Source organism: Azomonas agilis (assembly GCF_007830255.1).
Lineage (GTDB): Bacteria > Pseudomonadota > Gammaproteobacteria > Pseudomonadales > Pseudomonadaceae > Azomonas > Azomonas agilis.
In genome coordinates this window covers 1-11,724 of record NZ_VLKG01000006.1, presented here as the reverse complement: position 1 = coordinate 11,724, position 11,724 = coordinate 1, and the positions used below count along the sequence as shown (strand labels likewise).

Here is an 11,724-nt window from a genome sequence, read left to right as displayed (position 1 = left end):
CTAACATGCGTGTTTTCGGCTGGACTTGTGATGAATAGCCTTTTATTGATGCTCATGGATGGCCAGTTCCACTCGGGCCAAGCCCTAGGGTTACGACTGGGCATCAGTCGTAGCGCTGTTTGGAAAAAAATAAAATCCTTAGAAGCTGAGTATGGTTTAAGTATTCAGCGTATCTCTGGACGAGGTTATCGCTTATCTGAACCCTTATCCTTGCTAGACCCCATACCTCTGACTCAAACAGCCAATGAGTTGGGTTGGAATTTTGTGTTGCATGAACGCCTAAACTCAACCAATACCTATTGTATGCAGTTAATCCAACAGGCTGACTATGTAAGACCTCAGGTGGTGATGGCTGAATGGCAAACCGCAGGACGTGGACGAAGAGGGCGACAGTGGGTCAGCCCTGTCATTGCCCAAAACCTGCTGTTTAGCTTGGGGCTACGTCTGCAAGCGGATACTCGTTGCCTTACCGGTTTAAGTTTGGTGGTGGGATTAGCCGTATTAGCCACATTACGCTACTTTGGTCTCACTCAGGCAGGTCTAAAGTGGCCTAACGATGTGTACACCAATAACCGAAAAATCTCAGGCATTTTATTGGAGTTGACCGGAAATCCTACCGATATTTGCCATTTGGTCATTGGGATTGGCATTAACCTCAATATGATGCCTCACACGCAATCCTCCATAGAGCAGCCTTGGACTTCCTTGCGCTACGAAACCGGCCAACGGATTGACCGTACTGCATTGGCGATATGCTTGATGCAAAACCTACATCACTATTTGGCTCAGCAAGCGCAGATGGGTTTTCAAGGGCTGCGTCATGAATGGGAGCAACACCATCTTTGGCAAGGTCAGCGCTGCATTCTGAGCACACCGAACCAAGAGATTTCAGGGGTTGCCCTAGGAGTGAATGATGAAGGTTCACTACGTTTGCTGGTGAATGGACAAGAGCAAAGTTTTTGTGCTGGAGAGCTTAGCTTGAGGTTAGATCATGATTCTTGAGCTGGACTGCGGTAATACCTTGATTAAGTGGCGTGTACTGAACCCTAAAACCCATAAAGCCACTTCGGTGCAAGTGATTCGGGGCATTGAAGAATTATTGCCACAAGTAACACAGCAGGACATCCTACTCACCTCATTAGACTGGGGCCGCTTAGTCAGTGTGCGCTCTGATGAGGAAACTCAAGCCATCATCCAAGCCATGCACCAGCAACTAGGCATTGCTATGGCAGTGGCTAAACCGGCTGCACAATTAGCAGGCGTTACTAACGGTTATCAGGAGCCACAGCGCTTAGGAATGGATCGTTGGTTAGCAGTACTGGGGGCTTATCATCACACTCAAGGCCCGTGCTTGGTGATTGATCTAGGCACAGCAGTCACCGTGGATTGGGTTGACCCACAGGGGCAGCACCTCGGTGGTTTTATTACGCCCGGATTGCCTATGTTGCGGACGCAATTGCAGCTCCACACACGTCGAGTACGTTATTCTGTAGAGGAAGCCCAGCAGGCCTTGCATAGTCTTGAACCGGGAACCAGTACCGGACAGGCTGTAGAGCGCGGCTGCCTACTTATGTTAAGGGCGTACATAGAAAAACAAATAGGTTCAGCCCAAGCTCAACTGGGTGCTCAGTGTTCCATTCTAGTAACAGGCGGTGATCTGGAAATTGTTGCTGATTTGCCTGCCGTTCAATCTGTACCGGACTTAGTCTTTCAAGGTTTAGCCATTGCCTGTCCTTACCCATTTTCGATTAACGCATAATATATATTATGTTAAATCACATAAATTAGAGTCTCTTATGCATCGACTGATTATTACTTCTTTGCTAAGCCTTCTACTGTCACCCGCTATCAGCCTAGCAGCTAGCCAAGAGCAACTCTTGCAAGAACTCCAGAATCGCTGGGTTATCTTGAGTTACCAATCCACCGACATGGAGAAAAAAGAAAAGTTAGCGGCTTTTGAGGTGCTTTCCAAAGAAACGGAACAGGCTGTTGCTCAATACCCAACATCCGCAGGACTGCTGATTTTAAAAGGAACGATTTTAACCAGTTGGGCCGATGCTCAAGGCGGTACGGATGGCTGGGCTTTAGCAGAGCGAGCCAAAGCCACTTTAGAACAATCCATCAGTACTAACCCCAAAGCTTTAGAGGGGCTCGGATATGCTAGCTTAGGCAGGCTGTACCATCAAACACCCAGTTGGCCATTAAGCTTTGGAAGTGACAAAAAAGCCGAAGCACTGCTAAAGCAAGCGCTGAGCATGAACCCTGATGGTTTTGAGTCTAACTACTTTTATGGCTATTTCCTGATGGAGGAAAAACGCTATGGAGAAGCACGCACCATGCTTGAAAAAGCCCTCAAAGCTCCCAGTCGCCCCGGACAAACCAAAGTGGACGATTTTAGACGTGACGAAGTCCGCAAGCTATTGGCCAAGTTTTAGTATTGCTGGTGCTCAATTAAAAACGGGTGGCTTGGCAGTTCGCATGAGCTGCCCCCACTCCTCCACAGGCTAGCGATCAAACGGGAATACGCCCGCTTTAAAACTCTTAGCCATGTGCTCTGCCCGATCAATAGCCTTTTGAGCGGCTGCTTCCGGTAGGGTTTCTAAAGCAGTTTCCCTAAACAAAGCCAACCATTGCTCAAAGTGTTGACGCTGAATGGGGAGGCTTAGATGTACTGGGAAAGGATGTCCCTTATAGCGGCCCGACTCCAACAGAATATGCGACCAAAAGTCCTGCACCAAAGCTAAGTGGTGATCCCAGTCAGAGACCACTGCGTTGAACACTTTACCCAAATCCTTATGGGCCCTCGCTTTAGCGTAAAAAGTTTGAACCAGTTGAGCAATTTGCTCTTCGGTAACTTGGGCAGACATACTTTATCCCTCAATGCTTATAAATAAAAACAGCGACATACAGAACTACAGATTAATATTTTCTAATCTCTGATACGAGGAGTCCTCTGATGATGCCATCTCGCTTGATGACTTTAATGATGTTAGGGCTGTGTATTGGGGTTTCAACCGCTATCGCTATGGCTGCCGAATCTGAAACCGGCATACAGATTTCTAAAGTCTGGTCACGGGCCATGCCTGCAACAGCTACGACGGGAGTGGTCTATTTTCAACTGGATAATCATGGAGCAGCCGACCAGCTATTAGCGGTGAGTACGCCCATTGCTGAAACCGCAGAGATACATACCCATGTACAACATAAAGATATGCTGCGTATGCAGGCAATCACTTCACTTGAGCTCCCGGCTCATGCTCAGGTGTTGTTCGAACCGGGGAGTTATCATGTGATGCTCAATGGGCTCAAACAGTCGCTTACTGCGGGTAGTCAGTTCCCCTTGAGCTTGAAATTTGCCCATACCCCAGAGCAGCAGATATCCGTACCGATTTTAGAGCAAGCTCCAAGCCTTTCAGGAGCGCCCGGAGCTTTGCATAACCACTAAGAATCTACACGGGTTGGCGTGCGCAGGGTGACAAACTCTTCAGCCGCTGTGGGATGAATCCCTAAGGTGTCGTCAAAGATCCGCTTGGTCGCCCCTGCCTTAATGGCCACGGCCAAACCTTGGATGATCTCCCCAGAATCAGGGCCAGCCATATGGCAGCCCAAAACGATATCTGTATCAGCATCAACCACGAGCTTAATTAAAGTGCGCTCTTGAGTTGCAGTAAGTGTCAACTTCATGGGGCGGAAACGGCTTTCATAAATGGCCAACCGATGCCCTTTAACCCGCGCCTCTTCCTCACTCAAGCCCACACTGGCCATATTAGGCAGGCTGAAAATAGCCGTGGGAATAAGCTGATAATTAACGGGACGATAGGTTTCAGGTTGGAATAGAGAACGCGCTACTGCCATACCCTCGGCCAAAGCAACCGGGGTTAATTGCACCCGCCCGATGACATCACCAATGGCCAAAATAGAAGGCACTGAGGTTCTAAAATGCTCGTCAACGGCAATGTGCCCACGCTTATCCAGCTCAATGCCGACTGAGTCTAGTCCTAAATCATCCAGCATGGGTCGGCGGCCGGTCGCGTAGAAGATGCAATCGGCCTCTAAGGTTCGACCATCAACCAGTGTGGCCTTAAAACCACCCTCAGCCAGTGGGTCAATACGCTCAATATCAGCATTAAATTGCAGATCCATACCTTTGCGGAACAACTCATCCTTAAGGTGTTGACGCAAACCTCCGTCAAAACCCCGTAAGAACAGATCGCCGCGATACACTAAATGGGTTTTAGCGCCACAACCGTGGAAGATGGAGGCAAACTCCACCGCAATGTAGCCACCGCCTACGACGATAACGCGCTCAGGCAAAGACTCCAGATGAAAGGCTTCATTCGAGGTGATGATGTGTTCACGTCCGGGGATATCAGGAACCTTGGGCCAGCCTCCGGTAGCAATCAGAATGTGTTTAGCGGTGTAGGTTTGATCGGATACGCTGACACTGTGTTCATCCACTAAACGAGCATGTCCGTTTAAGAGTGTCACCCCAGAATCTAGCAACAGTTTTTCGTAGATACCGTTGAGACGCTGGATTTCTTGATCCTTATTGGTGATTAAGGTCGCCCAGTCAAACTGAGCGCCTTTTACTGTCCAACCGTAGCCTGCTGCCTGTCCAAGCTCTTCAGCATAGTGAGCGCCATACACTAGGAGTTTTTTCGGAACACAACCCACATTAACGCAGGTTCCGCCCAGATAACGGCTCTCAGCAACCGCGACCTTGGCCCCAAAATTGGCTGCAAAACGGGCCGCCCGAACCCCGCCCGAACCGGCGCCAATGACCAATAAATCAAAATCGTATTCCATAATGCCCTCCCTGAAATGCAAAAGGCCACTCTGAGAGTGGCCTTTAATACGTTGATCAACTCAGATCAAAAGGTTTTACCCGTCAGATACAGATTTTCATAGCAGTAATTCGTGGCTTGAATATAACCCTCTGCACTACCGCAATCAAAACGACGACCTTTAAATTTATACGCCATGACACAGCCTTGCTTGGCTTGCTTCATCAAGGCGTCGGTAATTTGGATTTCTCCGCCCTTACCGGGCTCGGTTTGCTCAATCAGGTCGAAAATATCTGGCGTTAAAATGTAGCGACCAATAATGGCTAGATTGGAAGGCGCGTCTTCGGGTTTGGGTTTTTCTACCATGTTGGTTACCCGGAAGATATCTTCACGAATCATATCACCGGCAATAACGCCGTATTTGCTGGTTTCTTCGGGTGGTACTTCTTGAATGGCTACGATGGAGCAGCGGAACTGATTGTACAGTTTGACCATTTGCGTCAGTACACCATCACCTTCCATGTTTAAGCACAGATCGTCGGCTAATACTACGGCAAAGGGCTCGTCGCCGATCAAGGGGCGACCGCACAAAATAGCATGGCCCAAACCTTTCATTTCGATCTGGCGTGTATAGGCAAAGGTGCATTCGTTAATCAGCTTACGAATACCGACCAAATATTTTTCTTTGTCGGTATTACGAATCTGATTTTCTAATTCGTAACTGATGTCAAAATGATCTTCCAATGAGCGTTTGCCACGACCTGTCACCATCGCAATTTGGGGCAGTCCTGCTTCTAAAGCCTCTTCAACCCCGTATTGAATCAGGGGCTTGTTAACGATAGGCAACATTTCCTTGGGCATGGCTTTGGTCGCCGGCAGGAAGCGGGTGCCGTAACCGGCGGCCGGAAAGAGGCATTTCTTGATCATGTGAGTCCTTGAATAATCCTGTTCGTTTCTAAAAACCAATTCAGGTCGGGGCTGGGGCTTAGGCCCGTGGGGAGTGTAACTTGGGTTGCTCCTAGTTTCACCTTTAGTCAGACGAGGCTAAGCTCAAAGGGTTTCCTTGCGGGGTGGATAAATTATGTTTTTTAACGCAGCCCAGTATGCCGACATCCGACAAGCAGGCGATCAACCAGAGTCTGAAGCCGTTTCCTACCTAGTTGACCAATGCCCTTGGGAACAATTACCTGAACAGGTACAGCAAGATGCTCGACGTTGGACAGAGCTTTTGCGTCAACAGCTAGGCCGCCATCAAGCAGGTTTGACTCAGGTGCTGCTGCACAGCTTTCCTTTATCCACCCGTGAAGGTGTAGCACTGATGGCCTTGGCTGAAGCCCTGCTACGCATTCCAGACACATCGACGCGCTTACAACTGATTCGGGATAAACTCGGTCAAGGACAATGGACCTTTGACTCAGAACATAAGCGGCCCTTTTCTGCTCATATCGCTCTGTTTGGGTTGGTACTGAGCAGTCGGCTGTTGGAAACCTCAGTGATTCCAAAGCCTGTCAAAAGTCTGTTAGAGCCCTTGGTGGGGTATGCTGTAGAACACGCGGTTGTTTTGTTAGGCCAACAGTTCATTGCGGGGGCTTCCATTGAGCAAGCCTTACGGCGTACCCAACAAGCTCAGGAGCGCGTATTTTTGCACTCCTACGATATGCTGGGAGAGTCGGCACTGACGCAACAAGATGCAGACTGCTATAGGGCCGCTTATGAACAGGCGATCCAAACAGTGGGGCAATCCGTACAGGATACGACAGAGCATTTATCTGAACGGCCGGGTATTTCCATTAAACTGTCGGCGCTACATCCTAAGTACAGTTCTTGGAAGTTAGAGCGTGTACATCAAGAGCTTTACCCTCGGCTGCTGGAGCTAGCGGTGCTGGCTAAGCACTACGGTATTGGTTTAACGCTGGATGCCGAAGAATACGAACATCTGGCTCTATCATTGAGTCTGGTAGAGCGTCTGTGCCAAGAGGATTCATTACAGGATTGGGCCGGTTTAGGTGTGGCGGTTCAGGCTTATTTAAAATGTGCTCCTCAAGTCATCGCGCGGCTAATTGCTTGGTCTCGAACCTATCAACGCCCCTTGACGATTCGCTTAGTTAAAGGTGCTTATTGGGATGCCGAAATCAAACGCGCTCAGGTATTGGGCTTAGCTCAGTACCCTGTTTATACCCGCAAATACCATACGGATTTATCGTACTTAGTCTGTGCCCAACAGTTACTGGCCGCTTCGGATTGTATCTATCCACAGTTTGCCACCCATAACACCCAAAGCATCGCAGCAATCCATTATCTGGCCACAGGCAGCCCAGAAGCAGCTTATGAGTTTCAGTGTTTATATGGCATGGGGGAACCACTGTATCAATCACTATTGCCTCAACTAAAGCGTCCTTGTCGCCGTTATACACCCGTTGGGCCACAAACGGCCCTACTCGCCTACCTAGCGCGCCGCTTGTTGGAAAATGGCGCTAACACGGGCTTTATTAATCGAGTAGCCAATGCTGATTGCCCCCTGTCCGAGGTACTGGCTGATCCTTTGCATCTGATTCAACAGCGGGCGAGCACAGAGGGTTGTGTGGGATTACCCCATCCACAGATTCCAAAGCCTCGTCTGCTGCAAGGCCCACAGGGGCGTTACACCGCGCGAGGGTACGATCTTAGCCATATTGAAGTGCGTACCCAGCTAGGGTTTGTCATTGAGCGCAGTAAGCAAAGCTACTGTGGTGCTCGGCCCTCGACTCGTTTGGCGCATTGTGCCAGTCTGTCACCTGTCTTCACCTGCATGAACCCTGCTAACACAACAGAGTTGCTAGGACACTATCAAGCAGCCACTCCAACCGATATTGCACAAGCTATTCAAGTGCTTACCCCGTTAGAAAGATTGTGGCCTCCTGCCCCTAAAGTACGGGCCGCATTATTAAATCGTGCCGCCAATCTTTTAGAGCAGGAACAGCCCAACTTTATTGCTTTGCTGGTGCGTGAAGCCGGAAAAACCTTAGCTGCTGCCGTAGCTGAAACCCGTGAAGCGGTGGACTTTCTACGTTATTACGCACAAGGCTCTGTCTTTCTGAACTCAGAGACACATCCCCCTTTGGGGATTGTGGTCTGTATCAGCCCTTGGAATTTTCCCTTGGCGATCTTCCTAGGCCAAATCAGTGCTGCTTTAGCGGCGGGTAATCGGGTTTTAGCTAAGCCCGCCGAACAAACAAATCTGATTGCTGATCAAGCTATACGTCTTCTGTATCGGGCAGGCGTACCTCGTGCCGCTGTGCAATTGTTGCCAGGCTCAGGGGCAGAAGTTGGAGCCGCTTTAGTCAATGATGCGTGTATTGCGGGCGTGCTCTTTACGGGCTCAACTCAAACGGCCTATGGCATTCAAAGAGCTTTGGCAGGTCGTTTAGGGGCTCATGGTAAACCTATCCCTCTGATTGCAGAGACAGGAGGGATTAACGCCATGATTGTTGACTCATCGGCATTGCCCGAACAAGTTGTCAAAGATGTGGTGCTGTCAGCTTTCGACAGCGCTGGCCAACGCTGCTCGGCGTTACGTTTGCTGTGTTTACAGGAGGAAGTTGCTGATCTGATTATTCAGCAACTGATGGGGGCTATGGCTCAACTGGAGCTGGGAAACCCTGAACAGGCTACCACCGATATCGGCCCAGTGATTGACCCGATGGCCAAACAACGATTGGAAGACTACATCAACCAGCAGAGCTATCTGGGGCGCTCTGTATTCCAACACCACAGCCTTGAGTATGCCGATGGCTATTTCATCCCCCCGACACTGATTGAACTAAAGTACCCGGCAGAGCTGCAACAAGAGGTATTTGGGCCGGTATTACACTGGGTGCGTTATAAATCCAAGGATTTAGACGCATTAGTGGCACAGATTAATGCGTTGGGGTATGGCTTGACGTTAGGGGTTCAAAGCCGTCTGGAAACCACCTGCCAACGCATTACTCAGCGGGCTGTTGTGGGCAATCTGTATGTAAACCGTAGCCAAATTGGTGCTGTCGTTGGGGTTCAGCCTTTTGGCGGAGAACGGCGCTCAGGAACTGGCCCTAAAGCTGGTGGCCCCTTATATCTGTATCGTCTTTTAGCGGGTTATCCTTGGGGAGCCCCTTTAGACGGCTTAAAAACTCATCATAGACTGGGTTATCCCTCAGCAGTAACCACCGATACCGCATTAAAAAGCTTACAGGCTTGGGCTATAAGCTCAGCACGAACCGAACTTGCGGCCTGTTGTGAGCGCTATGCACACCACAGCCTTGCTGGAGCCTCTTTCTTGCTACAAGGCGCAACAGGGGAAGACAATCGCTACGAGCTACAGCCTAGATCTCAAATCCTGTGTCTGGCAGAGCAACCGGAAGACCGTTGGCTCCAATTAGCTGCCGTTTTAGCTTGTGGCGGACAGGTGGTTTGGCCTGCCTGTGAACACAGCAGCCAGCAGTACGAAATCCTACCGATCGAAGTACAGGGACAAATCCAATTGGTTGCGAATTGGTTTGAGGAAACGACTCCTTTGGATGCATTGCTGGTGCATGGAGACACTGCCTTCATACAACAAGCCAGTGCGCAAGCTGCTAGGTATAAAGGTGCTGTCTTAAATCCTCAGCATTACCCGTCAGGCTGCACCGATATTGCTTTGGAATGGCTGCTGGTTGAGCGCGTGCAGACCATTAATACCACCGCAAACGGGGGGAACGCCCATCTGGCAACCCTAGTAGATAGCCATAGCCTCAGCACAGAGGTTCAGAATCAGGGATAATGCCAGCCAGCTAGAACGATTCTTATAAGGTGACCCTGCATGCTGCAATTGCCCCGTTTTGACCGTGCACTGGTGAAAAAGTATGACCGTCCCGGCCCTCGGTACACCTCCTACCCGACGGCCCCTCAATTTCATACGCAATTTACCGCTGAGGATTATCGCCAAATCGCTCAGGCTACCAATCAAGAGGCCAAACCTAAGCCGCTATCGGTGTATGTACATATCCCCTTCTGCCGCAGCCTGTGCTACTACTGCGGTTGCAATAAAATCGTTACCCATAAAACCGAGCGCGCCGCTGAGTATTTAACCTACCTCAAGCGTGAAATCGCCTTGCAAGGTGCTTTGTTTGACCGCCGCCGCACATTAACCCAATTGCATCTGGGCGGAGGAACGCCAACCTACCTCACTCAAGATCAGCTTGCGGACTTAATGGAAGCTTTGAACCAAGCCTTTACCCTAGAACGCAGCGATGAGCGCGAGTTCTCGTTGGAAGTTGACCCGCGCACGGTAACGCCTGAGCGTATCCAAGGTTTATATGACCTAGGTTTTAATCGTCTGAGTTTTGGTATTCAGGATTTTGATCCTCAGGTACAGGCGGCCGTTAACCGCGTACAAAGCGAAGAGCAAGTCATCAGTCTGATGCACGCGGCTCGGCAAACAGGTTTTAAATCCATCAGTGTGGATTTGATCTACGGCCTACCTTTGCAAACCAGAGACAGCTTTAAGGTAACACTGGACAAAATCATTGCTCTGCGCCCTGATCGTATTGCTACCTATAGCTATGCTCATCTGCCGGATCTGATTCGTGCTCAAACCTTAATTCGCCCTGAAGATATGCCGCCGCCTGAGCGCAAACTAGAGCTTTTAGAGCTAACGATTGAGCATTTAACCACTGCCGGGTACGTTTATATCGGGATGGATCACTTTTCTTTGCCTGAAGATGAATTGGCTCAAGCGAGAACCCAAGGCACCTTACAGCGCAACTTCCAAGGTTATTCTACCCATGCCGACTGCGATCTGATCGGTTTAGGTTCTTCGGCCATTAGCAAAGTCGGGGAAAGTTATAGCCAAAACCTTAAAGAACTTTCGGGCTACTATGCCAGCCTGAAAACTGATGCATTGCCCATTCATCGAGGCTATCGCTTATCCAAGGATGACTGCGTGCGTCGAGATGTCATTATTGCGCTGATGTGCCATGGCCGCGTGGATTATGCGGAGATTGAGCGTAGACATCAGATTGTATTTAAAGACTATTTTTCCAATACATTAGCTAAATTGGATGAAGCGGTGCAGGATGGTCTTGTAATACGTCAATCAGAGGCTCTGGTTTTACAACCTCAAGGACAACTGATGATGCGTAACATCGCCATGGCTTTTGATGCCTACCTAGAGAGCAAAGGCAAAGGGCAATTTTCCAGAACTGTTTGAAAATAAGGATAAAAAACTTGCACCTAAGCTTATAGATCGTTATATTTCACGCCCGCTAACTAGCCTCCTTTGCCCGGATGGCGGAATAGGTAGACGCAAGGGACTTAAAATCCCTCGGTGGTAACACCGTGCCGGTTCGATTCCGGCTCCGGGCACCATTAAATACCTGAAAGCCCATACATACAGCGGCTTTCAGGTTTAGATGGCGTAAATTTGGCGTAACAGCCAAAAACTAAAAAGTGTCCCTCTTGTTCCATCCCGTCTTCTGTTAATCGTAACGACCAGCGTTAAGCGCATCCACCAACCCCTGATGCAGCCTCTGACACTCACGGTACTGCCCCGCTAATTCCACACTTGCTCAATCGGCCTTGGCGGCGCGGGCGGTATTGAGCTGCTGCATCCAGCTAGCAGGAATCCGGCAATCAGCAGGCATAGGCTCTTTGGTAATTTCATGGCGAGTTTTCTGATAAATCGTGGTGTTGGTGACGCGGATTTGGCTAATGGCAGCCAGCGTCTTATCCGTGATCTCAGCAATGAGCTGGCGGTCGTGCGCTTGCTGCTCCAGTTGGTGACGCAAAGCTAAGGCGGCATCGCTCTCCACCTTCCAGCTTTTAAGCGTCCAGCCTGCCCCCACAAGGGCCAACGCCACAGAGAGATACAAGCCAAGACGCATCATGGCTGAGCGCTCAAACAGGTTTTATGCCGCTCAAGCTGGCGTGTCCAAACACCGGCACAGCG

10 protein-coding genes and 1 tRNA gene are annotated in these 11,724 nt (G+C 49.8%); 7 read left to right on the top strand and 4 right to left on the bottom strand.

Annotated features, from left to right (window positions below; genetic code table 11):
* Positions 1-30 precede the first annotated feature (30 nt).
* The 3 genes from birA to LX59_RS08920 are packed head-to-tail and all read left to right on the top strand — an operon-like array spanning position 31 to position 2,435.
* Positions 31-1,002, top strand: a complete 972-nt coding sequence (gene birA / locus LX59_RS08930) for a bifunctional biotin--[acetyl-CoA-carboxylase] ligase/biotin operon repressor BirA (RefSeq protein ID WP_144571517.1) — start codon at positions 31-33, stop codon at positions 1,000-1,002.
* A complete protein-coding gene (locus LX59_RS08925; RefSeq protein WP_144571516.1) occupies positions 992-1,759 on the top strand; it encodes a type III pantothenate kinase in 768 nt (255 codons plus the stop codon). The genes birA and LX59_RS08925 overlap by 11 nt, the downstream gene beginning before the upstream one ends.
* Positions 1,760-1,796: 37 nt before the next feature.
* Positions 1,797-2,435, top strand: a complete 639-nt coding sequence (locus LX59_RS08920; RefSeq protein ID WP_144571515.1) for a tetratricopeptide repeat protein — start codon at positions 1,797-1,799, stop codon at positions 2,433-2,435.
* A gap of 69 nt (positions 2,436-2,504) precedes the next feature.
* On the opposite strand, the gene LX59_RS08915 is transcribed toward LX59_RS08920, so the two are convergent.
* Entirely contained in the window at positions 2,505-2,867 is a 363-nt protein-coding gene (locus tag LX59_RS08915; protein WP_144571514.1) for a group III truncated hemoglobin, read from the bottom strand.
* An 89-nt stretch (positions 2,868-2,956) separates the two neighbouring features.
* Between LX59_RS08915 and LX59_RS08910 the strand changes: the two genes are divergently transcribed.
* Positions 2,957-3,445, top strand: coding sequence for a copper chaperone PCu(A)C (locus tag LX59_RS08910; protein WP_144571513.1), 489 nt, complete (start codon positions 2,957-2,959; stop codon positions 3,443-3,445).
* Here the strand turns inward: LX59_RS08910 and gorA are convergent.
* Both gorA and galU read right to left on the bottom strand, forming a co-directional pair.
* Positions 3,442-4,806 carry a glutathione-disulfide reductase gene (gene gorA / locus LX59_RS08905; protein WP_144571512.1) on the bottom strand — a complete coding sequence of 455 codons (1,365 nt, stop codon included), beginning with the start codon at positions 4,804-4,806 and terminating at the stop codon, positions 3,442-3,444. The two genes, LX59_RS08910 and gorA, sit on opposite strands and share 4 nt — an antisense overlap.
* Before the next feature lie 65 nt (positions 4,807-4,871).
* Entirely contained in the window at positions 4,872-5,711 is an 840-nt protein-coding gene (gene galU / locus LX59_RS08900; RefSeq protein ID WP_144571511.1) for a UTP--glucose-1-phosphate uridylyltransferase GalU, read from the bottom strand.
* 154 nt (positions 5,712-5,865) lie between these two features.
* On the opposite strand from galU, the gene putA reads away from it, so the two are divergent.
* The 3 genes from putA to LX59_RS08885 all read left to right on the top strand — a co-directional run bounded on the left by putA (position 5,866) and on the right by LX59_RS08885 (position 11,144).
* Positions 5,866-9,558, top strand: coding sequence for a bifunctional proline dehydrogenase/L-glutamate gamma-semialdehyde dehydrogenase PutA (gene putA / locus LX59_RS08895; protein ID WP_144571510.1), 3,693 nt, complete (start codon positions 5,866-5,868; stop codon positions 9,556-9,558).
* Positions 9,559-9,597: 39 nt separating this feature from the next.
* Positions 9,598-10,986: an oxygen-independent coproporphyrinogen III oxidase gene (hemN, locus tag LX59_RS08890; protein WP_144571509.1), complete on the top strand. Its 1,389-nt coding sequence runs from the start codon at positions 9,598-9,600 to the stop codon at positions 10,984-10,986.
* 71 nt (positions 10,987-11,057) lie between these two features.
* Positions 11,058-11,144 (top strand) — tRNA-Leu (locus tag LX59_RS08885).
* A gap of 200 nt (positions 11,145-11,344) precedes the next feature.
* Here the strand turns inward: LX59_RS08885 and LX59_RS08880 are convergent.
* Complete coding sequence (locus tag LX59_RS08880) at positions 11,345-11,662, bottom strand: hypothetical protein (protein WP_144571508.1); 318 nt, start codon at positions 11,660-11,662, stop codon at positions 11,345-11,347.
* Positions 11,663-11,724: the final 62 nt, after the last annotated feature.

What these genes read in the sequence shown, in the direction of transcription:
- birA (WP_144571517.1), top strand. Translation starts at nt 31, where the DNA reads ATGAATAGCCTTTTATTGATGCTCATGGATGGCCAGTTCCACTCGGGC.
- LX59_RS08925 (WP_144571516.1), top strand. Translation starts at nt 992, where the DNA reads ATGATTCTTGAGCTGGACTGCGGTAATACCTTGATTAAGTGGCGTGTA.
- LX59_RS08920 (WP_144571515.1), top strand. Translation starts at nt 1,797, where the DNA reads ATGCATCGACTGATTATTACTTCTTTGCTAAGCCTTCTACTGTCACCC.
- LX59_RS08915 (WP_144571514.1), bottom strand. Translation starts at nt 2,867, where the DNA reads ATGTCTGCCCAAGTTACCGAAGAGCAAATTGCTCAACTGGTTCAAACT.
- LX59_RS08910 (WP_144571513.1), top strand. Translation starts at nt 2,957, where the DNA reads ATGATGCCATCTCGCTTGATGACTTTAATGATGTTAGGGCTGTGTATT.
- gorA (WP_144571512.1), bottom strand. Translation starts at nt 4,806, where the DNA reads ATGGAATACGATTTTGATTTATTGGTCATTGGCGCCGGTTCGGGCGGG.
- galU (WP_144571511.1), bottom strand. Translation starts at nt 5,711, where the DNA reads ATGATCAAGAAATGCCTCTTTCCGGCCGCCGGTTACGGCACCCGCTTC.
- putA (WP_144571510.1), top strand. Translation starts at nt 5,866, where the DNA reads ATGTTTTTTAACGCAGCCCAGTATGCCGACATCCGACAAGCAGGCGAT.
- hemN (WP_144571509.1), top strand. Translation starts at nt 9,598, where the DNA reads ATGCTGCAATTGCCCCGTTTTGACCGTGCACTGGTGAAAAAGTATGAC.
- LX59_RS08880 (WP_144571508.1), bottom strand. Translation starts at nt 11,662, where the DNA reads ATGATGCGTCTTGGCTTGTATCTCTCTGTGGCGTTGGCCCTTGTGGGG.